General features: G+C 54.1%; 17 protein-coding genes and 1 pseudogene. 14 read left to right on the top strand and 4 right to left on the bottom strand.

Going from position 1 to position 23,775, the window contains the following annotated elements; all coding sequences use genetic code 11:
- The first annotated feature begins 2 nt into the window (after positions 1-2).
- From F8N62_RS08295 to F8N62_RS08260, 8 genes are all read left to right on the top strand, one after another.
- Entirely contained in the window at positions 3-1,154 is a 1,152-nt protein-coding gene (locus tag F8N62_RS08295; RefSeq protein WP_150710484.1) for an acetyl-CoA C-acetyltransferase, read from the top strand.
- Positions 1,155-1,213: 59 nt separating this feature from the next.
- Complete coding sequence (locus F8N62_RS08290) at positions 1,214-2,092, top strand: SDR family oxidoreductase (protein WP_150710483.1); 879 nt, start codon at positions 1,214-1,216, stop codon at positions 2,090-2,092.
- 84 nt (positions 2,093-2,176) lie between these two features.
- The gene (locus F8N62_RS08285; protein WP_150710482.1) at positions 2,177-2,962 is read left to right on the top strand and encodes an SDR family oxidoreductase; all 786 of its coding nucleotides are present in this window, start codon (positions 2,177-2,179) and stop codon (positions 2,960-2,962) included.
- A gap of 10 nt (positions 2,963-2,972) precedes the next feature.
- A complete protein-coding gene (locus F8N62_RS08280; RefSeq protein ID WP_150710481.1) occupies positions 2,973-3,443 on the top strand; it encodes a MaoC family dehydratase in 471 nt (156 codons plus the stop codon).
- A 7-nt stretch (positions 3,444-3,450) separates the two neighbouring features.
- Complete coding sequence (locus tag F8N62_RS08275; protein WP_150710480.1) at positions 3,451-4,659, top strand: acetyl-CoA C-acyltransferase; 1,209 nt, start codon at positions 3,451-3,453, stop codon at positions 4,657-4,659.
- Positions 4,660-4,723: 64 nt separating this feature from the next.
- Positions 4,724-5,929, top strand: coding sequence for a helix-turn-helix transcriptional regulator (locus F8N62_RS08270; protein WP_150710479.1), 1,206 nt, complete (start codon positions 4,724-4,726; stop codon positions 5,927-5,929).
- A 105-nt stretch (positions 5,930-6,034) separates the two neighbouring features.
- Positions 6,035-7,411 (top strand): DUF1329 domain-containing protein, encoded by a 1,377-nt coding sequence (locus tag F8N62_RS08265; RefSeq protein ID WP_150710478.1) that lies wholly within the window; start codon positions 6,035-6,037, stop codon positions 7,409-7,411.
- 181 nt (positions 7,412-7,592) lie between these two features.
- On the top strand, positions 7,593-8,633 hold the full coding sequence (locus tag F8N62_RS08260; RefSeq protein ID WP_150710477.1) for a Rieske 2Fe-2S domain-containing protein: 1,041 nt from the start codon (positions 7,593-7,595) through the stop codon (positions 8,631-8,633).
- Between the two features lie 982 nt (positions 8,634-9,615).
- Here F8N62_RS08260 and F8N62_RS08255 read toward each other — a convergent pair.
- Positions 9,616-10,819 (bottom strand): annotated as a pseudogene (locus F8N62_RS08255) (IS3 family transposase).
- 161 nt (positions 10,820-10,980) lie between these two features.
- On the opposite strand from F8N62_RS08255, the gene F8N62_RS08250 reads away from it, so the two are divergent.
- Positions 10,981-11,190 carry a hypothetical protein gene (locus tag F8N62_RS08250; protein WP_150710476.1) on the top strand — a complete coding sequence of 70 codons (210 nt, stop codon included), beginning with the start codon at positions 10,981-10,983 and terminating at the stop codon, positions 11,188-11,190.
- Positions 11,191-11,998: 808 nt separating this feature from the next.
- Here the strand turns inward: F8N62_RS08250 and F8N62_RS08245 are convergent.
- A complete protein-coding gene (locus tag F8N62_RS08245; RefSeq protein ID WP_150710475.1) occupies positions 11,999-12,835 on the bottom strand; it encodes a DJ-1/PfpI family protein in 837 nt (278 codons plus the stop codon).
- A gap of 157 nt (positions 12,836-12,992) precedes the next feature.
- Between F8N62_RS08245 and F8N62_RS08240 the strand changes: the two genes are divergently transcribed.
- Together F8N62_RS08240 and F8N62_RS08235 are read left to right on the top strand one after the other, a co-directional pair.
- Entirely contained in the window at positions 12,993-14,021 is a 1,029-nt protein-coding gene (locus F8N62_RS08240; RefSeq protein WP_150710474.1) for a GlxA family transcriptional regulator, read from the top strand.
- A gap of 299 nt (positions 14,022-14,320) precedes the next feature.
- Complete coding sequence (locus tag F8N62_RS08235; protein WP_224791349.1) at positions 14,321-14,800, top strand: DUF305 domain-containing protein; 480 nt, start codon at positions 14,321-14,323, stop codon at positions 14,798-14,800.
- A gap of 812 nt (positions 14,801-15,612) precedes the next feature.
- Here the strand turns inward: F8N62_RS08235 and F8N62_RS08230 are convergent.
- Positions 15,613-15,870, bottom strand: a complete 258-nt coding sequence (locus tag F8N62_RS08230) for a DUF2790 domain-containing protein (protein ID WP_150710473.1) — start codon at positions 15,868-15,870, stop codon at positions 15,613-15,615.
- Between the two features lie 240 nt (positions 15,871-16,110).
- A complete protein-coding gene (locus tag F8N62_RS08225) occupies positions 16,111-17,112 on the bottom strand; it encodes a YncE family protein (RefSeq protein ID WP_150710472.1) in 1,002 nt (333 codons plus the stop codon).
- Between the two features lie 623 nt (positions 17,113-17,735).
- Between F8N62_RS08225 and F8N62_RS08220 the strand changes: the two genes are divergently transcribed.
- From F8N62_RS08220 to F8N62_RS08210, 3 genes are all read left to right on the top strand, one after another.
- The gene (locus F8N62_RS08220) at positions 17,736-19,193 is read left to right on the top strand and encodes a YncE family protein (protein WP_224791348.1); all 1,458 of its coding nucleotides are present in this window, start codon (positions 17,736-17,738) and stop codon (positions 19,191-19,193) included.
- A gap of 739 nt (positions 19,194-19,932) precedes the next feature.
- A complete protein-coding gene (locus tag F8N62_RS08215; RefSeq protein WP_150710549.1) occupies positions 19,933-22,092 on the top strand; it encodes a TonB-dependent receptor in 2,160 nt (719 codons plus the stop codon).
- Positions 22,093-22,105: 13 nt separating this feature from the next.
- The gene (locus F8N62_RS08210) at positions 22,106-23,641 is read left to right on the top strand and encodes a PepSY domain-containing protein (protein WP_150710471.1); all 1,536 of its coding nucleotides are present in this window, start codon (positions 22,106-22,108) and stop codon (positions 23,639-23,641) included.
- The last annotated feature ends 134 nt before the right edge of the window (positions 23,642-23,775 follow it).

Genomic DNA, 23,775 nt, shown 5'->3' with positions numbered 1-23,775 from the left:
CCATGGCCCAAGCCTATATCGTTGATGCACTGCGCAGCCCGACCGGCCGGCGCAAGGGCTCGTTGAGCCAGATCCACGCCATTGACCTCGGTGCCCACGTGCTCAAGGCGCTGGTGGAGCGCAATGTGATCCCCGCCGAGGATTACGATGATGTGATATTCGGTTGCGTCGACACCATTGGTTCACAGGCCGGCGACATCGCCCGCACCAGTTGGCTGGCCGCCGGGTTGCCGCTGACGGTGCCCGGTACCACCGTGGATCGCCAGTGCGGCTCGTCGCAACAGGCGCTGCATTTTGCCGCGCAGGCGGTGATGAGCGGGACCCAGGATGTGGTCGCGGTGGGCGGGGTGCAAACCATGACCCAGATCCCGATTTCCTCGGCGATGCTTGCCGGTCAGCCCTTGGGATTTGCCGATCCATTCTCGGGCAGCGTCGGCTGGCAGGCGCGGTTCGGTCAGCAACAGGTCAACCAGTTCTACGCCGCGCAACGGATTGCCGACCACTGGCAAATCAGCCGCGAGCAAATGGAGGAGTTTGCCTTGCAAAGCCATGAAAAGGCGTTGGCCGCTATCGCCAGTGGCCGCTTCGCCCGGGAAATCGTCACGTGCCAAGGGCTGGCGGTGGATGAAACGCCGCGTCACAGCAGCCTGGCGAAGATGGCCGAGTTGCAACCGGTGGACCCGCAGTTCCCCTCGATCACCGCAGCGGTGTCGAGCCAGACCTGCGACGCCTCGGCCGCGCTGTTGGTGGTGTCGGAAGCCGCCCTCAAGCGCTATGACCTGACGCCGCGGGCGCGGATTCATCATTTGACCGTGCTCGGTGACGATCCGATCTGGCACCTCACCGCGCCGATAGCCGCCACCCGCCGCGCCTTGGCCAAAAGTGGCCTGAGCATGGCCGACATCGACCGGGTCGAGATCAACGAAGCTTTCGCCTCGGTGGTGATGGCCTGGGCCAAGGAGCTGGATTACGACCCGGCGCGCACCAACGTCAACGGCGGCGCGATTGCCCTGGGGCATCCGTTGGGCGCGACTGGGGCACGCTTGATGACCACGCTGCTCAACGAGCTGGAATGCAGCGGCGGTCGTTATGGCCTGCAGACCATGTGCGAAGGCGGCGGCCAGGCCAACGTGACAATCATCGAACGCTTGTAGTTTTGCTGCGGGCCGCCGTTTCAAGTGAGCGGCCGACTAAAAAATCTGAGGAGTCAAACATGACGATGTGTGCAGACCGCACCGTGATCATCACCGGGGCCGGTGGCGGCCTCGGTCGCGCTTACGCCCTGGCATTCGCCGCGCAAGGGGCCAATGTGGTGGTCAACGATATTCGCGCCGAAGCCGCCGAAGATGTGGCGGGGGATATCCGCGCCAAGGGTGGCCAGGCCATCGCTAACAGCGATGACATTACCACCCTTGCCACCGCCCAGCGCATCGTCGATGCGGCGCTGGCGAGGTTTGGTGAAGTGCATGTGTTGATCAACAACGCCGGTGTGTTGCGCGACCGCATGTTCATCAGTCTCAGCGAAGAAGACTGGGACATGGTCATGCGCGTGCACCTCAAGGGGCATTACTGCATTGCCAACATCCTCGGTCGGCGCTGGCGCGACCTAGCCAAGGCCGGCACGCCGGTTGATGCGCGCATCATAAACACCAGCTCCGGCGCTGGGCTGCAGGGCTCGGTGGGGCAGTCCAATTATTCGGCGGCCAAGGGCGGCATCGCGGCGTTGACCCTGGTGCAAGCGGCGGAACTGGCGCGCTATGGCGTTACCGCCAACGCCCTGGCGCCGGCTGCACGGACCTCGATGACCGAAAGCGCGATGCCCGACATGGTCAAGAAACCCGAAGACGGCAGCTTCGATGCCTGGGCCGCAGAAAACGTCGCCCCGCTGGTGGTGTGGCTGGGCAGCCCGGCGTCGGCTCACGTCACCGGCCATATCTTTGAGAGCCAGGGCGGCAGAATCTCCCTCGGTGACGGCTGGCGTACGGGCGTCACTCGCGACAAGGGCGCGATGTGGCAGGTCGAAGAAATCGGCCCCGTGGTGGATGCAATCCTCGCCGAAGCACCAAAGGCCCAGAAGGTCTGGGGGAGCTGAGCCTTTCTACCCCATTTTGACGATGCGCCCGACCGGCCTCGTCCGTACAAATGCAGCGTATACATTTCTTCGGAGGTAGACGCTGTGAAACACGCCCCCCCTTATGTTCCTGGACATCAATTGCTGGCCGGCAAGTCGGTGTTGATTACCGCTGCCGCCGGTGCCGGCATCGGTTATTCGGCGGCCCGGCGCAGTGCCGAGGAGGGTTGCCGGGCGCTGATGATTTCCGACGTCCATCCGCGCCGGCTGGAAGAAGCGGTGGAGCGCCTCAAGGCCGAGACCGGCCTGCAGGCGATTTATGGCCAGTTGTGCAATGTCACCGTCGAGGACGAAGTCCAAGCGTTGGTGGCGGCAGCTGAAGAGGTGTTGGACGGGGTCGATGTGCTGATCAACAACGCCGGCCTTGGCGGTCAGAAACGCGTGGTGGACATGACCGACGAAGAATGGCTGCGGGTGCTGGACGTCACCCTTACCGGTACGTTCCGCATGACCCGTGCGATGTTGCCGCACATGCAGCAGCGTGGTGCCGGAGCCATCGTCAACAATGCTTCGGTGCTCGGCTGGCGCGCGCAGAAGGAACAGGCACATTACGCCGCCGCCAAGGCCGGAGTCATGGCGCTGACCCGCTGCAGTGCCCTGGAAGCTGCCGAGTTCGGGGTGCGCATCAACGCGGTCTCGCCATCGATTGCGTTGCACGATTTTCTCAAGAAAGCCTCGAGTGAAGAACTGCTCGCCAGCCTGGCGGGGCGCGAGGCGTTCGGTCGCGCCGCCGAAGTCTGGGAAGTGGCCAACGTGATGATGTTCCTCGCCAGCGACTACGCCTCCTACATGGTGGGCGAAGTGCTGTCCGTCAGTTCACAGCAGGCGTGAGGGTTCAATCATGAGTCACGTGTTCCGCACCGCCCAGGATCTACTGGCTGCCGAAGGCCTGGACCTGGGCCATACCGACTGGTTGACCATTGACCAGCAGCGCATCGACCTGTTCGCCGAAGCCACCAGTGATCACCAGTGGATTCATGTCGACCCGGTGCGCGCTGCCAGCGGCCCGTTTGGCGCCTGCATTGCTCATGGCTACCTGACGCAGTCCCTGGCGAATCTGTTCATGCCGCAGTTGTTGATCCTCGAAAACATGGCGATGGGCGTCAATTACGGCAGCGACCGGGTGCGCTTCCCGGCGCCGGTCAGGGTCGACTCGCGGGTGCGCGGCAGCGGCCAGATCCTGCGCGCCGAACAACTGGGGGACGCCGTACAACTGGTGCTGCGCATGACCATGGAAGTCGAGGGCCAGGCCCGTCCTGGCTGTGTGATCGACACCATCAGCCGCTACACCTTCAATCCAATTTCCAAGTGAGTGAACCATGGACCTGAATGAAGTCGTTATCGTCGCCACCGCCCGTACCGCGCTGGCCAAGTCGTTTCGCGGATCGTTCAACGATACCGAAGCTCCGGTCCTCGGCGGCCATGTAGTACGCGCGGTGGTCGAGCGCGCCAATATCGACCCCGCTGACGTAGAGGATGTGATCATGGGCGCGGCGGTGCAGCAGGGCACCCAGGCCTACAACATCGGCCGGCTCTGCGCCTATACGGGTGGCCTGCCCGACAGCGTGCCGGGCATGGCCCTGGACCGGATGTGCGCCTCGGGATTGATGAGCATCGGCGTGGCCGCCAAGGGCATCATGACCGGCGAAATGAACATCGCCATCGGCGGCGGAGTGGAGTCGTTGTCGCTGACCCAGACCAAGCACAAGAACATCTTCCGCTCCCAGTCCGAAGCGGTGCTGCAGGTAATGCCCAGCGCCTATATTCCGATGATCGAAACCGCCGAGATCGTAGCGCGTCGTTATGGCATCAGCCGTGCTGCCCAGGATGAGTATTCCCTGCTAAGCCAGCTGCGTACTGCCGCCGCACAGCGGGACGGTCTGTTCGACGAGGAAATTGTCGGGCTGAGCGTGGACAAGCTGCTGTTCGCCGCCGATGGCCAGCCCAACGGTCATGAGCGCGTGCAGGTGGTGCGTGACGAATGCAACCGGCCCAACACGCGCATGGAAGATCTGGCGGCACTGAAACCGGTATGGAAGGACGGCAAGTGGATCGAGCAGGGTGAATTCGTCACCGCTGGCAACGCTTCGCAGTTCTCCGACGGTGCCGCGGCCAGCCTGTTGATGAGTCGTGGCGAGGCCAAACGCCGTGGCCTGACGCCGTTGGGCATTTACCGCGGTATTGCCGTGGGCGGTTGCGCGCCGGAAGAAATGGGCATCGGTCCGGTCATCGCGATTCCCAGGTTGCTCAAGCGATTTGGCCTGAGCGTGGCGGATATCGGACTGTGGGAAATCAACGAAGCCTTCGCCAGCCAGGTGTTGCATTGCCGCGATGCCCTGCAGATCCCCGCCGAGCGCCTGAACGTCAATGGCGGGGCGATCGCCATCGGTCATCCGTTTGGCATGTCCGGCGCGCGGATGGTCGGCCACGCCTTGCTCGAAGGGCGCCGTCGGGGCGTGCGTTATGTGGTGATTGCCATGTGCATCGGGGGGGGCATGGGAGCCGCCGGGTTGTTCGAATTGCCGTGAAGCATCGCACCTTCAACTGAAACCATGGGGGCCTGGCGGTCGGGCCCTCTGCTGGGGAATGGTTATGCAAAGTAGTCTGCCCAACGCACAGGTCCTGGCGCAAATGGGCCTGGAACTGGCCGAGTACGAACTGATCATCGGCAACATCTATGACTCGGCGATGGATACCCGCTGCCTGAACGATTCGTTGCACCAGATGCGGTCGTTGTTCAAGGCCAATTTCGTCACCTTGATTCTGCGCGAGCAGCAAGAGCCGCTGCTCTCGCCAATGATCGTCGCCGGCGATGTCGAGTTGGGGGAGGGCGGGATCAACCATTACGCCTACTACCCCAAATCCTCGCTGTTCGACGGCCTGGTCACCGACAAGGTCTTCACCATCGACGAACTGATGAGCGATGAAGAATGGGGCCGTTCAGCGTTCTATCTGCTGTATTGCGAGCCCTACGGTTGTTACCACATGCTCGGTGCCGACATCCGCATGCCGGATGGCGGCACTGTACGGTTTCGCATCAACCGACCACAGAGTCACCCGCGTTTCAGCGACACCGAGCGCGCCATGTGTGCGATGTTGTTGCCGCACTTGCGCCGGGCCCTGCACATGCATGCGTTGCTCGACCGCAGCGAGTCCCTGGGCAGCCTGTATTCGCAGACGATCAATCGCCTCGCGGTGGCGACCATCGTCCTCGATGAAAACGGCACCGTGGTGCAGCTCAATCCTGTGGCCCGGGAAATTCTCGACAGCCAGGACGGCCTCAAAGTGGTGGGTGGTCGACTGGAGGCGACGTACCCCAGTGACAATCGCGAGCTTTCGCGCCTGGTGCGTAACGCCTTCCAACGTTCCAGGCAAGGCGCGGAACACGGTGTCCAGATCGCCGAGGCAACCTCGATTTCCCGACCTTCGGGCCAGGTCAGCCTGGGCGTAGTGGTAGAGCTGATTCCGTCACAAGAACTGCTCGAAGGCAACGGCAAGCCCACGGTGGTGGTGTATGTGCGCGATGCGGTGGGCAAGTCCCTGGTGAGCTCGGTACTGACATCGCAACTGTACAACCTGACCCCGGCGGAAACCGGCCTTGCGCTGGAACTGGCGAACGGCCTCTCGCTGGAGGAGGCCTCGCAGATCCTCAATATCCGCCGCAATACCGCCCGTGCCCACTTGCGTTCGATCTTTTCCAAGACCGGTGTGCGGCGCCAGACCGAACTGGTGCGGATCATGCTCAACAGCGTGGTAGCACTGGGCGCGCCGCAGCCACCTGCGGTGTCACGAGTGTGACGGCGATCGGCGCCAAAATGCGTTAGTCCGTGCGGACGATGCTGCCGGGATCATGGCCTGTCGATACTGGGAAACCGATGTCGAACCTTGATAAGGAGAATAAGAATGATCGGCAGTAATGAGCTCCCTGGCCGGGCCCTGGCGTTGTTGGTGGGATGCTGTGCCATGGGCATGGCAAATGCGGCACCGGAAGACGTTGAACGCTTGGGCAGCGCCTTGACCTGCATGGGCGCGCAGAAGGCTGGCAATGCCGACGGCAGCATCCCGGCGTTCAGCGGCAAATGGCTGGGCGTACCGCCCCATGTTGATTTCAAGGGCACCGGCAACCACCCGCTGGATCCGTACCCGGACGAAAAACCGCTGTTCGTGATAACCGCGCAAAACATGGCGCAATACGCCGATCAGCTGTCCGACGGGCAAAAAGCCTTGTTTAAGTTGTACCCGAACACCTACAAAATGCCGGTCTATCCTTCGCACCGCGATTTCCGCATGGACGACACGGTGTGCAAAGCCACCCGCGAAAATGCCAGCGTCGCGCGTCTGGTGGACGAGGGGGAAGGGGTGGTGGGAAAAACCGGTGGCACACCGTTCCCGGTACCGCGCAGCGGTCTGGAATTGTTGAAGAATGCCTCGACTTTCACCTTGCGCGCCTGGACTGAGGAATACACCTCCGACAACGCCTACGTGCTCAAGGACGGCAACATCAACTGGGGGCGGGTGCATTCGCGTAACCTGGCGCCGGCGCTGGAACCGGGCAAGATCGGCGAAACGACCGGCAACTCGTCGTTCTACCTCAACGAAACCCTCTTACCGCAACGGGACAAGGGCGAAATCAATACCGGCACCGAATTCTGGAACGACAAGACCGAGCCGCGCCAGTCCTGGCGTTACGATCCGGGTACGCGGCGGGTGCGGCAGTCGCCGGGTTATGGCTTCGACATGTCGTTCCCCGGCAGCGGCGGTTCGCTCACCGTAGATGAGGTGCGTCTGTTCAACGGTTCGGGCCAGCGCTACGACTGGAAGATCGTCGGCAAGCGCGAGATGTTCATTCCCTACAACACCTATCGCCTGCATTCGCCCAATCTCAAATACGCCGACCTGTTGATCCCGGGGCATATCAACCCGGATGCCCTGCGCTTCGAACGTCATCGGGTCTGGGAGCTGGAAGGCACCCTCAAACCGGGCTATCGCCACCTCTACGGCAAGCGCAAGTTGTACATCGACGAAGACACCTGGTACCCGATGCTCGCGGACAACTACGACAACCGTGGCGAGCTGTGGCGCACCTCGATGCTCAACTTCTTCTACGCCTATGAAACCCAGCGACTGCAAGCCGGCGTGGGCCTGTACTACGACCTCAATGCCGGCAGTTACCTGGCGTTCAACCTGATCAATGAGCAGCGCAACGGCTACATGTTGAACAAACCCGGTTTTAGTCCGAAGGATTTCGGCCCGGAAGCCGCTCGCCGTTTCGGCCAGTAGATCTGCGGCTGAGAGCGGCTCGCGTTTGATCTAGTCCAAGTGAATGATGCGGATCTTGCGCGGCTGACCAATGATGTTTGACATGGGATCGCCCTGTATTTCCTAGGGCCTGTATTTTTTGGCCCCTGTATTTCTTGGGTTAGAGCCGGCCCCCGAAGTCTGCAATCGAGGAACAATAACAATGACGAAACTCGCTGAAATCAATATCGAGAATGCCCAGCGTACCCACCGTTACGCCCGCGGCTGGCATTGCCTGGGTAATGCCAACGATTACCGCGATGGCAAGCCACATACCCTGGAAGTTTTTGGCACGCGCCTGGTGGCCTTTGCCGACAGCAAGGGCGCCATCAGTATCCTGGATGCCTATTGCCCGCACATGGGCGCCGATCTGTCCCAGGGCACCATCGAGAACGACCGGCTGGTGTGCCCGTTCCACCATTGGAAGTACGACACCGGCGGCAAATGCGTGGAGATTCCTTACTGCAAGCGCATTCCGCCCAAGGCCAAGACCCGCAGCTGGCTGACCTGCGAAGAGAACAATCTGCTGTTCGTCTGGAACAACCCTGAAGGCCGCCCGCCGAAAGACAACGTGATCATCCCGCACCTGCCGGAGATGGACGATGCGGACTGGATCCACGACTGGAACATCGACACCATGCATATCGAAACCAACCCGCGGGAGCTGGTCGATAACCTGGTGGATGCCCAGCATTTCGGGCCTGTGCACGGTACGCCGACCAAGTACTTCGCCAACGTGTTCGAAGGCCATATCGGGCATCAGATTTTCCACGGTGACTCCGAGCGCCTGGGCGGCGACCTGATCGCGCCGTCGGCTTACTACGGGCCTGCCACCCATTTCACCCACATCAGCTCGATGTTCGGCGACGCACGCATCCACGCCATCCTGCTCAACAGCCACGTTCCGGTGACACCCAACAGTTTCGACCTGCGCTTTGGGTGCATGGTCAAGCGCGTGCCCGGCTGGACTGAAGAACAGAACATGGAAGTGGCCAGGGCGTATGTCCAGGGCAACCGCGATTCGTTTTATCAGGACGTGGTGATCTGGAAGCACAAGATTCGAATCGACAAGCCGGTGCTGGCGGAAACCGACGGCCCGGTCTACCAGTTGCGCGAATGGTACGAGCAATTCTTCACCGATGAAGACAGCGTGCCCGAGTTCATGGCGCAGCGTCGCGAGTTCATTACCGTTCACGAGGGCTGACCAAGATGCCGGCGCTTTCGAGAGACAGGCATTTTGTCGGCCGAAGGCGCCTCTTGCAAAGACACTGCAACCTTCGATGAATGGCAGTAATGCTGGTCCGTTCTAACAGTGATGAGAGCACAGACAATGAAAATAAAAGGTCTTCTCGGCTACTCCGTTCCTCTGTTTATCCTGTTTTTGCTGTTGTTGACCGTTCAGTTATCGGAGCCCCCCGAGTCGGCCGGCGTCAAGGCTTGCAGGCTTTACGCGGGTTGTATCGCGATACGTGCGGACGTTCCGATTTTTCTGAACCTTCGTTAGCACAGTTAGGCAGGCGGACACAGCGCTGTGCGAGGGGTTGCTCATTTGGATCATCAAGAAGTCACTTACAGTTACTGAGTGCCGCGGTGGTGACTCTAAGATCGACGAACATGACTGACCCGAGGGCCGTACAACTCCCGCATTTTCCATGATCGTTCGGTGTGGAGTTTCCGATGGCTGCTGCCCGACATTCGCCGCGCAGAGAGAAAAGCGATCCCGTAGAAAAGCTCAGGCGTGACGGCAGGGCTAGAAGATGAAAAAACGTCAATTATAAAGGAAGGCATGGGGTAATCAGTGACAAACACCAATTTCTGATCAGATTTATAACCGACGGCTATCCTTGCACTGAGATCGTAGATGCCAACGAAGAGACGCTTATAGATCAGCCGTTTCCTTGGTTAGCACTATGGAGCCCCGGCGATTTGAGTCGTTTTGCGTCGAAGGCCTGTCAGATCGGCCGGAGGTATCTGCGCTATGCCTCAAAGGTGTTCCCGGGCTGATGGCTAGATGTCGCGATAGCGTTCATCGTGGTTTCTTCTGTTCGAGGGGCAGGGCAAAGAGGGATCAGGCACAGTGCGCGCTTCTCGCTTATCTACGCATAGCCGCCCACCAGTTATTCATTCAATATGAGGGGAGCCTTTCCTTTGGATTTGCCCCTACAAAACCGGACACCAACTCCCCGTTAAATTGATGCTACTGCCAAGCGCCTGAACTCCCTCGGCGAGCGATAGTTCAAGGCGCTGTGCGGATGCTGCTCGTTGTAATGCTCGGAGGCACTTGGCAGGTTGCGCAGCGCCGTTTCGCGATCCGGCTTGGGCATATGCGCCACGTAATCACGCTTGATCGTCTTCGCGAAGCTCTCGGCCATGTCGTTGCTCTGCGGGCTGCGCACTGCGGAGGTCACCGGTTGCAAGCCGATCTACCGAGCAAACAGGCGCGTCTGTTCGGCGGTATAGGCCGAGCCGTTGTCGCTTAGCCATTGCACCGGCGTTGGCGGCAGTTGGTCACCAAAACGCTTCTCAACGCTTTCCAGCATCAAGTCCCAGATGTCATCGCCACTGTACCCGGTCAGGCTCGCGACCCAACCGATGGCTTCGCGATCACAGTAGTCCAGGGCGAAGGTCACGCTCAATTTCGCGCCGTCCTCGCTGCGGAACTCAAAGCCGTCCGAGCACCAACGTGTATCATTGGTTTGCACCGGAATACGGCCTTCGTGCCGAAGCGGCACCCCGGGCTGTTGATGCGCCGCTCCAGCAGTAAGTTGTGATCCCGCATGACCGGTAAACCCGCTTCACGTTGATCGCCGGTAGCGACTGGGTTTCACGGGGGCGACGTAGTAATCCCCAGACACGACGGTAGTCGTAGGTGGGCAGCTCGCTGACTAGCTGCTGGATTTCAACCACCAGTTCAGCATCGTCCACAGGCCTGCTTCGCCGTACTTTTGGCGATGCCGATTGTTTGATTCGAACCGTTAATTGTGAGCGCGCCACACTGAGACATTCGCTGACCAGTTTCACTGGTCGTCCCCCGGCAACAAGGGTGAGTGCGCAATCCATTTACGCGACCGGGCGATCTCCACGGCCTCTTTGAGTATTTCCGCTTCCATCGTTTTCTTGCCCCGCATCCGTTGCAGCTCACAAATTTTCTTAAGCGCATCGCTCAGCCACGGCTCGCCAGCACTGAACCGCCGACAGCCTGCCGTCCTGGTAAAGCTTTCGCCACAGGAACAACTGGTTGGCATTGATGCCGTTACGCCGAGCCACCACCGAAACGCTTTGCCTTGGCTCAAGACTCTCGCGAACCATGGCCAATTTTTGCTCTGGGCTCCAGCGGCGCCACGGCTCCTGGCCCAAAAGCTCCCCACTAATATCGTTGCTGTTAGTCATAAACATAACCGTTTGCCTATCCCTTATCGTAAGGGGGAAACGGTGTCCTGTCTTTCATGGGGCTCATTCATCCTTATCAATTGTCTTTTTTCATATCATAACGGAATATTTTGAGTTACGGGACGTCTTGCTTACTCACTTATCATATCGAGGAATCAAAAGTGACTGAATGCTTGACAGTGATTGGACGGCGCGATTCGGTGTGGGTTAAAAATTTAATAAGGCTGGCATTTGTAGCCGCGGTATTTGCCTATGAGATGAACCACCACAGTACGTTGCCTGCGGTTGTCACACAATCCCAGCACGAGGATGCACCGGGAGAACTTGGTTTTGATAAAGCGCTTTCGGGAAAAACATCGACTGCGGGATGAATTCGACTAGCTCCGGGTACAGTAAGGCGCTTACTGGGAGGATTTTTTAGAAGGAGGACGTTCCTGTAAAATATTCTTTGATTAGCGAGAGGTCTGACCATTGATTAACCGGTGGAGTGGAGCCTCATCAGGATATCAAATTAGCGGACGTTAACTGGATTGTGCTGATTGCTGGATAATCCCACTGTCACATATTGCGCGCTTCAAACAATAGCATTGAGGATCCTCTCGGCGGTGACGTTCCACTTGGGCGGCCACATGGCAAGCGTTGCGGTTATACGGCGCGCCAGAGTGTCACATACGCAGGCTTTGTATTATTGATGCGGTGTAGCATAAAAAATCGTGCGGTAAACCAAATCAGAGGCGGCGATGCTACACTTACGACAACGAACAGGTAGCTAAGTAAACTGACGTCACCAGTTCATCTGAGTGAAGACTCAATTTACGGCCAAGTGGAGAAAAAGTGACGCCTAAAAATGATCCACGACCTGCGAGATCAAGGTATTGCCCACCGCTGCGGAAGATCGTTGTTTCGACAGCCCTCCCCGAAAGGTCAAGCACTAATAATCACAGCGTGTGTTGCGCGCGGTAAACCATCAATCTCTAAATTGCAGGTCGCTCGAAATTCCGTTTAGACAGCCGGCGCCACAGGCATCGGACATCGAAGGACTGACGAGAGGTAGTACCGGCGCGCTGTTAGTTGAGGGGGCACGGCGCGAATGAACCAATTAATCACTATTGTAAACCCGTCAAACTCCTATTTACGAAATCAATCCTGAAAACAATACGTTTTCAATACAATGAAGTTTCACCGATTTTCCGAGTGTAGTCGTTTGTATGCAGCCAAAGACTGGGCACGCCTTTCTACCAGCATGGGACCTGACAACTGCTTTACCTTCGCGACTAATTCAGGCCCGGCCAAAGTAGGTGTTCCCGTCCCGAAAGGCGGCGCTGGATCGTACTCAAGTATGAGCTCTATAAGTTTAGCAACGTTTCCACCCCTAAGTAAGGCTGCAACCGTGAGCGCGAAATCCATACCTGAGGTTATCCCCGCGCCGGTAATACGATTACGGTCTATCACAATGCGCTGTGGCGTTACTTGGACGTCAAATATCGCCAGTTGATCCATCAGAAGCCAGTGACAGGTAGCTTTGTATCCAGTCAACAAACCCGCTGCTGCAAGTAACAAAGAACCTGTACAAACAGATGTCACATATTTTGCCTGACTTGCAGTTCGTCTCAGATAATCAAGAAGAACAGAATTATCCATCTGTGCGCTTTGTCCAGGCCCTCCGGGTACAAAAAGAACATCAATTTTACCAGCAGTTTCGAATGTGTGGGTCGGTACTAGACGCAGCCCTACGTCTGAAGTTACAAGATCTAGCGTTTGTGATACCACAAGAACCTCCACCTCCGGAATTCTCGCAAATATTTCGAATGGACCCGTGAAGTCGAGCTGAGTTAGTTCATTGTATACAATCATTCCTATGCGTATAAGGGGAGGGGTGCTTCCGGATAAATTATTCGGTATTTCAAGCTTGTTCTTCACAGCAGGCGCGCGGACGCTACCATGAGTCTGAAAAGAAAATAGGGCGAGCCCTAATCCGCTAGCAGCTAAACTCGCGACGACCTGCCTACGTTTCATTTAAACAACTCCCATTCAGTGAGGATTCTGCTGTTATGTTTTAGTGCGCTGAACGATATTGTAATCGCCCATTCAACGCGTTTGCGTGGCAACTTTAACCTCAAGACAGACGCCACGATAGACAAAAAGCCCACTTTTTTAGACAAGGCGTAGAAAGATGAAATCTGTTTGGTTCCTCCTTTACGAAGATTTTCAGTTGTTAGATGTTTGCGGCCCATTGCAAGTATTCGCGAGCGCCAATGATGAACTGCGTGCGCGCGGGAAACATTCAGCTTATGACACACAGCTCTATAGTACAAAAAATGGTTTTATAGGTAGTTCCAGTGGCGTTTCCCTGAGCGTTTCTCGGCTACCGGATAATGTCGAGACACACATTGACATAGTCATAGCGCCGGGAGGATGTGGGCTCTGGACGCAATCTGGTCCTAGATTGAATTCGTCTACACAGAATTTAGTAGATTGGGTTCGAAAGGCTTCACCGCAAATTAGAAACTTGTGTTCGGTTTGCACAGGCGCTTTTCTTCTAGCGTTTACTGGCCTGTTGGACGGTCGAAAAGTAGTCACGCACTGGTTGGCGTATGACTCTTTGCGACTATTCAGTTCCGACATTAATGTTGATCAAAACGCGATTTATGTTAGAGACGGAGACGTCTGGACTTCAGCAGGTGTTACCGCAGGTATAGATCTCGCCTTGGCTCTCGTCCAAAATGATCTAGGCACTGAAATCACTATGGCAGTGGCGAGAAAGCTTGTCGTTTTCTATAAGCGACCGGGCGGTCAGTCTCAGTTCAGTGGTGAGCTGTTAGGGCAGTGCCTTTCTGACGAAAGGATTACCAATTTATATAAATGGGCGCGTGCACGGTTACATGTGCATTCTTTCAGCGTACAGGATTTGGCAGAATATTCGAATATGACTCCTCGTACGTTTAATCGTTACTTTTTAAAGCAAACCGGGGGGACTCCCGCACGTGCATTAGAGCGGATGCGAGTGGAAAAAGCTTGTTCACTGCTTGAGTCGAGAAAATTAAAGGCCAAGGTCATTGCCGATCATTGTGGATTTACCTCTGCTGAAATAATGAGGCGAGCATTTTTGCGATCAATTGGAGTTAGTCCTAGTGACTATCAAAAACGATTCAGTGTAAACGATGAATCACGCATGTCTATCGAAGGAAACAATGATTGTTAAAGATTAATTGATTCGGTCGCACGTTACGCGCACGCACTATGCCGCTTCAGTTGGGCGCCGCCTGCGTAGATTTAGACTCACTTGAACTGCCCACTTGATGAGGTAGAAACGGCTAATTCAGGCGTACATTCCTTGTCATGCTGGTGGCGCCCCACACCCTAAATGCTGGGTTTATCTATCGGATCTATAAAATATTCGTCGCTGCTTCATAATTTTCGATCAGTTTTTCTATTGCCAAAAGGAATAATTTCTACACCCGAACGTCATCCTTCAGTACATTATCTGCAGAGGAATCAAAGATGAGTGGAATAACAAAAGCTGGCAGGTTGCATCGGGCTGGACTTATTATGTGTTTGACAATGTTGACAGTCGCGTCCGGCGCATCGGCTCATGAGCTGACCGAACATGACGCATCGGCTTCACATTTGACGTCGGCTTCAGCATCCGTATCGACTGGGACGCAAGCTGCCACAGAAGAAGCGTTGTTCCTGGAAGAAAATGAAGTCGCCATGGAAAAAATGATGGCCGACATGCATTCGAAGCCTTCTGGTGATGTAGATCGTGATTTTGTGGAGATGATGATTCCCCATCATCAAGGTGGTATCGATATGGCCATAGCATTCCTAAAGTATGGTCACAACGAACGACTTAAGCGTTTAGCGCAGGAAATAGTGGTTATTCAGCAGCAAGAAATCGCTGCCATGCGACTGGCTGTTGGTGATCCGCTTCCCGCTACAATGGTTGTTCCTGTGCAATCTCCTTCGAAATTGGAGCCCTAAGCTCCTTATGGCTTAATCATTTTGCTGTGGGGCCAGTAATGAATCAAACTGCCCTCATCGCAGATTACGCTCTGAACGAGTTTTACACTTGACCCTATTTCCTCACGAATACCGGCGTAGGTCCCTAAATTGGGCCGACCATGCTCTTCACCATTGCACGGAAGGCGACGCTGCGAATCGGCTAGTCCGATGTTGCTTATGGCTTGGAGCAGATCCTGCTCTTTCGAGACCAGGCCGAAACATTTGGAAATAGCGCGTGTCATAACCGGTTGTGTTTTAGATAGAGGCCAGAGCACAGTGAATATTTGAAGCTATATCATTCCCCGAGCCGGGTAAAACATATCGAAAATTAAAACTTCGCACATACGTTATTCCGACAACGCGCCCTGAAATATATATCGTGTGTCTGATTATACTTTTAATAGTACAGCATACACCAGAATCGATAGACTCCAGTAACAGCGTACGATTGAGTATGCGTGCGAGACTTTATCTCTCTAATCGCGGTGAAACATTACAGAATTCAGTGTTCGAAGTTTCTGTATTTTCGTTGCGCTACACGATTTAACACAGCATGCTGCTGGTTAATTACATTCTCTGCACATTGCACCGTTACCAGATTGATTTTGGAGTCCCAAACGCAGTGAATAGAGCCTAATATCTCCCCCAGTTTTTTGATTGTCGTCAGGTTCGTCAATCGACGCTATCGAAAAACGGTAGGGAATCATGGGCTAAGCCATTAATACAATGTCAGTGCGACTACGACTTACGGGGTGGGAGGTAACTTTAGTTACCATCCCTGTCGTAAGCTATTAGCTTTGGTTGGTGCAACCCGAACCCTGGACCTGATAGTCCAACACATGCTCTCGCCCTTGATGGTCGAGATAATTTAATCTTGCCGGGATGATGCCGCACTCTTGCGAAATGTCGGTGCTAAACAGCACCTTAGCTATATCCAAATGCATAAAAAATCCAGCTTGGTCGTGGATGATCGGCGTCGCTGGCGGAGTGTCAGCAGAGGCCGAGCCAATAAATAGGAAAGCGGCGAAACCGAACATAATCTTTTTCATGATGGATCTCTAATGGTTTAAAGTGAGTACAACTACGGGGGGGATCGAGTGAAATGCTTTAACAGTGAGTGCGCTTAGCTTTCTATAATTTTGAAATAGCCGCAAACGCTAAACTCTTGAACTCCAACCCCAGTAAGGAAAAGTTGATCCTCGTCGCCTCTGTGATGATCCTGCGGTGAACAAGTGCCATGGGTAAGTTCTTTTTTACGACTTAAGCACATTTAACACGTTGGGTGCAGGCTATTCATTGTCGGCGTTAATCGTGGCTATTACTTTATTACTCTTCAGATCCACAGTGGCTATGCTTAGATCCTTATTCAGGACGTATGCCTTGTTTTGGTCCTTGGTAAATACAATGGCTTGTCGCGGCTCTTTTAGCCCGACGACGGTCGATGTCACTTTCATCGTTTTTGTGTCGATAACAGAAAGGGTATTGTCGCCGAGGTTTCCCGAATACACATGCGCGCCATCCGGCGACAACGCGGCTCCGTAGGGGTTTTTACCCACGTTGACCGTATTGGTAATCGCGCGCTTTTGCGTGTCGACAACAGCAATGGTATTACTGCCACTGTTAGCGGCATAAAGGGTATTGCCATCAGCCGAAATGGAGATAGCCCGCAATTTGTTGAAACCGTTTATTTCACCTTTTATTTTGTTGGTCTTGCTATCGACCAAAGTAATTTTGTCTCCCAAAAAATTTGTGACGTAAACAGTATCGCCATCCGGGCTGACACGAATGCCTTGCCGTGGCTGAGCGAAGCCAGGAACTACAGCGATTGGGCGCTGGTGTTCTAAATCGATAATCGAGAGGGTGCTCGCCGCTTGGTTGTTGACGTATAACAAGCGGCCACCCTTACTCAATGCCGTACCAAACGCGCCAGCGCCCAACGGAAGATCAGCCAGAGTTTCTAGAGAGTTTGTATCGATTTTCCGGACAATACCTAAGCTACTGTCGGAGAGGTAGAAAACATCTCCTGATGGCGCAAACACGATGTTTCGCGGAGTGACATAGCCACTCAAGACTTTTCGAACCTTCCCAGATTTTAGGTCGTATACCACCACGTCAGATCGCTGACTGTATGACACTACAGCTGTGGACTCATCAGGGCTGATCGCCAGTGAATTGTTTTGGATATTGCCGTCGAAGGTCCATTTTTCGTCCGCGCCTACGGCAGACATGGAAATCACCGTGGAGATTCCAATCGCCAAAGCAGCGAGGGCCGAAGAATATTTTTTTTGCATGGGATAGCTCCATCATCTTTATCAAGCCGAATTAGGGTGGGCGTTCGCACAGCGTGCTCATGCACCCATTTTTAGACGAATGACTAAACGATTTATTCCCAAAACGAAAATTTAGATTTTTCGCCTTACACATTTCTCCGATCGTTTGATAGCCACACGATCTCGGGCTTTTAACGCGGTGCTTTCGGGTGGCAAAGAAAACCCCGGCACAAGGCCGGGGTATTTACTTCATGGTTGAGATGCAGAGTCTTAGACCTGGGCCGATTAGGGCGCTGCACCAACCACACAAAAATAGGCTTGATCACCATATGCGTCAACCTCAAACGAATAGCGCGTGTGCGTCCGAAAATATTTGAGATTTTATGCGCAGTGGATGGAATAAAGATTTTCTCACTGCGTCTCTCTCTCAATACCATCATTAAGTAGAAAAAAATGCCGAAACCGAGCTTTCACAAATCCCTTTTCCAGCTCACACCGCGCCTCGCTGCTTGTGGCGGGGGCTGGATTGTTTCTATTCCTATCCGCAGGGAATCCGAAACACGGCATCCCTCGGCCGCCCCCCTACCGGATTTTCGCTGTAACCCCAAACTAACGTGATTCACCGACAGATATAGGACATTTTTATGATGCGACTAAACTTTCCTCTGACCATCCTCTCGTTGGCCTTACTCGCCAGTGCGACTGCAAGTTACGCCGGGCAGATTCCTGGCAAAATATCTGACAAAAATATTCCGATTTCCCATCAAGATCGGTTGTATGCGGCAGAACAGTTCTCAAATACTATATCGGTCACCGACCCAGTGGATAACAAGTTGCTCGGGGTTATTAGTCTGGGCGATCCGCAACCGGGTAATCTGACTCCACTTTATCGAGGCGAAGTACTGGTCCACGGATTGGGGTTCTCCCCCGATCACAAAACCTTAGCGGCGGTATCCATCGGGACCAATTCGGTTTCTTTTATCGACACCGAAACTAACACTGTTAAACACAAGACTTACCTCGGTCGCGCGCCTCACGAGGCGTTCTTTACGCCTGATGGCAAAGAGGTCTGGGTCACCGTCCGCGGAGAGGACTATGTGTCGGTAATTGATGCCACTACTTATGAGGAAAAAACGAGGATCAAAACACCAGCCGGACCGGGTATGCAGATTTTTTCTCCCGACGGTAAATACGGTTACGTGTGCTCATCATTCAACCCAGAAACAGTTGTAATTTCCGTTGCCGACCATAAGATCGTTGGACGCGTCAAGCAAGCCAGCCCTTTCTGTCCCAACATCGCTGCTTCCGCTGACGGCAAACAAGTATGGTTCACTTTAAAAGACATTGGCAAAGCTCAAGTGTTCGAGGCAACTCCACCGTTTAAGCTGATCAAGACGCTCGATATTGGTCCTATTGCTAACCATGTAAACATGGTTACTAACACAAATGGCTCGTTCGCTTACATTACAGTTGGCGGTTTGAACGAGGTACAAGTTTACCGCACCGATACATTTGAAAAGGTTACGACGATTCCCGTCGGCAATCTTCCCCACGGCATATGGCCGTCGGGTGATGGTAGCCGTATCTATGTTGGCTTGGAAAACGCAGACGCCTTTGACGTGATTGATACGATGAGCAATAAAGTCATCGCCAATATACCTATCGGTCAAGGGCCCCAGGCGGTCGCTTACGTGCCTAATGCTGTTACGAAGGGACCGGGGACGGACAATCTCAAACCACTAGGCCTCGCGGGGCAGGCTGTTAACTTTAAATTGCAGGTCGCGGGCAAATCAGGTGATCAGGTACCTACCAACGTAACACTATTTAATCAAGGCCTGACGCAGGTACTACAAGCATCTGTTACTGGACTGGAAGCTAAACAGCCCTACACGCTGGCGCTGGCAGAAAAACCTGATGGTACCGGCGCGCTGCAACCGCTGGCTGGCTTCATGTCCAACCCAGCAGGGGCGGCCATTGTCAACACTATCGGCCCTATCCGTCAGATTGTGCAGAGCGATGCTGTGGAACAACGCCGTTATTTGGTGATTGCGGCTGGTAAGCCTGATCAGCTGGGATCGGTGGTTCAGATTCAGACCAAATAACGCGTTGGATTGCGCGGTGCCTTGCAGGAAGGGTGAGGCACCGTGCTTCAGTACCTTAGGTAGGACGTTATGATCTAAATAAATATACATGCGGCGCATTTACCTGTCTCAGCACGATTAATAAATAACAGCGTGTATTTTGCTGCACAGATAAATTAGAGATTTTCATTGCAGTTGATATCACTTATTTCTATCAGCAAAAAAGCGTTTCATAAGTTTCATTATCTTGCCAGTTAGTCGGTCGTCTCCCCACTATCCTCCATTCAAATTTTATTTTTTAGAGTGGCTGCTTATGAAAACTGTTCACAGTTCGCTTTGCATGTATGCGGAGTTCATCACGGTCAGATGAACGCTCTAAACTTGAGCGGGCTTCACTGCGAATTTTGCAATGACAGCAGTGCGCGGCATTGTGTAGGTACCAGTGATGCAGCTGATCCAGCGCCGTCATTGGCTATACTCTCTTGCCCTTTATGTTCGTCCTGTACCCTAGTAGCGGCCGTCAGCAGATTGCCGTGTGCGCTTGGCTATTTATTGCGCGTGACTGTGAGCGCATTCATTGTAGATAGCTTTGCACAGCCACCACCACGCTATTTGCGGCCTGCTTTAAATCCTCGCGCTTCCCCTAACACTTTACCCGCAATGACCCTCTCGTCTTGATATTGCCTACCGATGGAATTGCACAGTCGTATGGCTTTCAGGATCGATCTTCACTTTTTTTGCGTGGAAGCTATTCATGAATATGAAACGCCCTTTGTTTATGCTGCTGGTCGGTGCGTGCGATTTGACCTGGGCTGAAGAAAATGCGCTCAACCTCCCGGTCACTACAATTTCAGCTCGCCTGGAACAGCCATCAGGCGTGATCCTCGACCAACCGATCAAAACGGGTTCACGTCTAGGTCTAACCGCTCGCGAAACGCCTGCATCGGTGAGTGTTGCCAACCGTGAAATCATTGAAGAGCGTGGAGCCAAGGATACCCAGGACATAATCAACTCCATGACTGGCATCAACGCTTCGGCAAATCCAGGTCATGGCGGTTTCGTAGCATACCGGGGCTTTACGTCTAACCAGATTACTCAACTTTATAACGGCATAGGTATGAGCTACGGCAACGCCGCCCGTCCGATGGATGCTTGGATTTACGATCGTGTGGAACTGATCGGGGGGCCATCCACTTTCCTCTACGGCGCTGGAGCCGTTGGCGGATCAATCAACTACATCACTAAATTGGCCACCCGTGAGACTCAGACAGTAGAAGGCCGCGTACGCTACGGGAGCTATGATTACTCGGAGGTATCCCTTGGGGTTAATCATGCCCTAAGTGATAGTAAGGACCCACATCATTTCGCTCGTCTGGATATTAGCCGCACATCCGGCAATGGTTTCATAGACCGCAACAAGCGAGAGTCGACGACTACGGCGTTCTCCATCCTTAGCGACTTAACACCACAACTGTCCCACACCCTTGCGTTTGAATACCAAGTAGATACAGAGGATAGCCCTTATTGGGGGTCACCGACTCTGAACCCAGTCGGCAATACTCTGAAGATCGATAAAAGTCGACGCTTTGAAAACTACAATGTGGCGGATGGTCGTTACGAACAGCGCGTGCGCTGGGTCCGTTCGATCCTTGATTACCAAGTCAATGACAGCACCAGCTGGCAAAATACCTTGTATCACTACGACGCCCAACGCGACTACCGCAACCTGGAAAACTACCGTTACAATGCCGATAACACTCGTGTGATGCGCGGCTCGGCCGTTCTACAACGGCACGATCAGCAAGTCGACGGTAATCGCTTTGAGCTGCGGCACGACAATACCTTGTTTGGTTTAAGCAATCAGTGGTCAGCCGGCGTTGACTATTCGCTGAACCAGCAGACGCTGCATCCGAACAGCAAATTTACGAATTATTCTTATGACGCGGTTGATCCTGACACTTTTGATTCAGGCAGCTTTTATGACATTCCTGGGGTCAATACAGGGTTACAGAAAGTCCGAAAAAATGAAGTCACCACTTTCGCTGGATTCTTGGAAAATCGGCTTGAATTAACGGATCGATTAGCGCTGCTGACGGGCCTGCGCTACGACTACCTGCACTTGGAGGTTAACAACTACGGCGTAGTCACTCCCACCAGCCCAGCTGTTTTCGAGCGGACTTGGAACCCTATCACTGGACGTGTAGGGTTGGTTTATAGCTTCACTCCCGCTGTCAATGTTTATGTGCAATACAGTACAGCGGCTGATCCGCCTGCCGGCTCCCTGGCCTCGGCGAACTTTACTCAATCGCAGAACACCGACCTAACCACTGGAGCACAGATAGAGGTTGGCAGCAAATTTGACTTTCTCGATGGTCGGGGCGCGGCGACCATCGCTGCCTATCAGATCGTTCGCAAAAATTTTTTAGTTACTGATCCTGACAATATCAACAATACTACTCAGGCTGGCCAACAGACTTCGAAGGGAATAGAACTGGCCGGCAAGTTACAAATCACGTCGAAGTTGATGGCTGAGGCTAACTTCGCTTACGTCGATGCTCAGTATGACGACTTTACAGAGAACGTTGGCGGAAGGGCAGTCTCGCGCAAAGGCAACACACCGACGAACGTTCCCGAGCATGTTAGCAACTTCTGGTTAACCTATGAAATCTTGCCGGCGGTGCAGGTGGGACTAGACGCGCGTAATGTTGCTTCGGTCTATGCCGACAATGCCAACGCTTTGGAGGCCTCCGCTTACACGCTTTACGGCGCCTTCGCTCGCGTCAAACTGGACGAGCGCACGGCGGTTACAGCCCGTGTGCGTAACTTAACCGACGAAATTTATGCCAAGCAGGCCTATGGCACTATGTATTACCAAGGTGCACCGCGAACCTTTGAATTAACTTTGGACACTCGGTTCTGAGCAAGGGACAGCCATGAAACGTTACTTATACCTTTGGCACCGCTGGCTCGGTATTGCGTTATGCTTGTTTATGACGCTTTGGTTGGTATCGGGGATGGTCATGCTGTATGTCGGCTATCCCAAACTAACACACGAGGAACATCTCGCCGGGTTGCCAAAACTCTCGACTGCAAACTGCTGTGTCAGCCTCGAAACCGCGCTTGCAGCCAGTACAGAGTTGTCGGCGCCACGGAGTATAAAGCTAGTTTCAGTCGGCAACGAGCCGCGCTATCTGCTGGATTTCCCCGGTAAAGCGCAAGTAGCGATCAACGCTCGTAATGGACAAGTCGTTGGACCTGTCGACGAAAATGCCGCTATAGCTGTTGCGAACGCTTTTGCAGGAGATGCTCAAGTCAGTTATCTGGGATTGGTGCAGGAGGACATGTGGAGCCATTCAAGGGGCTTGAAGCAAGAGCGACCGTTCCATGTTGTACAAGTAGATGATCTACAACAACAGCGATTGTATGTATCACAACACAACGGCCGCGTAATGCTCGATGTCACACGGACCGAAAGGATCTGGAATTGGCTGGGTGCTTGGCTGCATTGGCTTTATCCGCTGCGCGGAGGTGTATTTGATACTTGGGCAGCGGATGTCGTCATTTACCTATCGCTGGCGGGGACTGCATTAGCAATTCTTGGTCAGGCGATCGGTTTTCTGCGCTGGCGCTTCTCCAAACGCTATCGCAGCGGCTCAAGATCACCTTATCCCACAGGCTTCTACCATTGGCACCATATCACTGGTTTAATATTCGGTATGGTACTGATTGCGTGGATATTCAGTGGATTAATGTCGATGCGTCCTTGGCATTTGTTGGACAGCCAGTCGGAGTTGTCGCGGGCTGCCTATTACGGAGCCGAAATGCACGCAGGTGAGGCGGCGCTGCCGATTGCGGAAGCGATCTCACGATTTGAGCAAGCCGGTATAAAGCCCAGGGAGCTGGAATGGCGGTTTGTTGGTGGCAAAGGTTTCCTAGTGGCTTACGACGGTGCGGGGAACAGCCTATTAATGTCAATCGACGGCAATGCCGGGCCAAAGGCTCGACTACCAGCAACTTTGCTCATCCCCTCCGCTGAAGCAATGTCGCCAGGAACGAGGGTGGTACACGAATGGCTGACTAACTATGATTTTTATTATTACGCACGCACCCAACAGAGTATGTCTGGAAACAAAAACAAGCGTTTGCCGATACTACGTCTTCGTTTCGATGACCCTGCTGGAACCTGGGTCCACATAGACCCAAATAACGGCGCACTGATCGAACTGCTCGACCAACGAGGACGCGTCGGTCGCTGGGTGTTCAATCTACTGCATAGCTGGGACTGGTTACCGCTACTGGAGCGCTCGGTATTAAGAGAGGTATTGATCATCATCTTCAGCTTGGGTGGTCTAGCCATTAGCGTGACGGGCATCGTGCTCAGTTGGCGGCGGATGCGGCATAGACGTAGCCGGCTAAAAAAAATCCAGCCTTTACTGACTTGCGATGATTCTGCCCCTCCGCGGGTTTAATTTGGGAAGATTTTTAGTTAAGAATCAAACGAACCGAGGAGCCTTTGGCGGTTGGTAAGAACTAATCATCCGATTTTTTATTTCTAGACAACAACTATTAATAACGATGAACATATACATAAGTGCAAAGCTCC

Source organism: Pseudomonas fluorescens, assembly GCF_902497785.1.
GTDB lineage: Bacteria > Pseudomonadota > Gammaproteobacteria > Pseudomonadales > Pseudomonadaceae > Aquipseudomonas > Aquipseudomonas fluorescens_BO.
The sequence above is the reverse complement of the archived record's forward strand: the minus strand, read 5'-3'. Positions and strand labels throughout refer to the sequence as shown.

Coding starts and splice junctions, on each gene's coding strand:
- F8N62_RS08235 (WP_224791349.1), top strand. CDS start 14,321: ATGAGTGGAATAACAAAAGCTGGCAGGTTGCATCGGGCTGGACTTATT.
- F8N62_RS08290 (WP_150710483.1), top strand. CDS start 1,214: ATGACGATGTGTGCAGACCGCACCGTGATCATCACCGGGGCCGGTGGC.
- F8N62_RS08280 (WP_150710481.1), top strand. CDS start 2,973: ATGAGTCACGTGTTCCGCACCGCCCAGGATCTACTGGCTGCCGAAGGC.
- F8N62_RS08215 (WP_150710549.1), top strand. CDS start 19,933: ATGAAACGCCCTTTGTTTATGCTGCTGGTCGGTGCGTGCGATTTGACC.
- F8N62_RS08275 (WP_150710480.1), top strand. CDS start 3,451: ATGGACCTGAATGAAGTCGTTATCGTCGCCACCGCCCGTACCGCGCTG.
- F8N62_RS08260 (WP_150710477.1), top strand. CDS start 7,593: ATGACGAAACTCGCTGAAATCAATATCGAGAATGCCCAGCGTACCCAC.
- F8N62_RS08295 (WP_150710484.1), top strand. CDS start 3: ATGGCCCAAGCCTATATCGTTGATGCACTGCGCAGCCCGACCGGCCGG.
- F8N62_RS08265 (WP_150710478.1), top strand. CDS start 6,035: ATGATCGGCAGTAATGAGCTCCCTGGCCGGGCCCTGGCGTTGTTGGTG.
- F8N62_RS08245 (WP_150710475.1), bottom strand. CDS start 12,835: ATGAAACGTAGGCAGGTCGTCGCGAGTTTAGCTGCTAGCGGATTAGGG.
- F8N62_RS08240 (WP_150710474.1), top strand. CDS start 12,993: ATGAAATCTGTTTGGTTCCTCCTTTACGAAGATTTTCAGTTGTTAGAT.
- F8N62_RS08210 (WP_150710471.1), top strand. CDS start 22,106: ATGAAACGTTACTTATACCTTTGGCACCGCTGGCTCGGTATTGCGTTA.
- F8N62_RS08225 (WP_150710472.1), bottom strand. CDS start 17,112: ATGCAAAAAAAATATTCTTCGGCCCTCGCTGCTTTGGCGATTGGAATC.
- F8N62_RS08220 (WP_224791348.1), top strand. CDS start 17,736: ATGATGCGACTAAACTTTCCTCTGACCATCCTCTCGTTGGCCTTACTC.
- F8N62_RS08270 (WP_150710479.1), top strand. CDS start 4,724: ATGCAAAGTAGTCTGCCCAACGCACAGGTCCTGGCGCAAATGGGCCTG.
- F8N62_RS08230 (WP_150710473.1), bottom strand. CDS start 15,870: ATGAAAAAGATTATGTTCGGTTTCGCCGCTTTCCTATTTATTGGCTCG.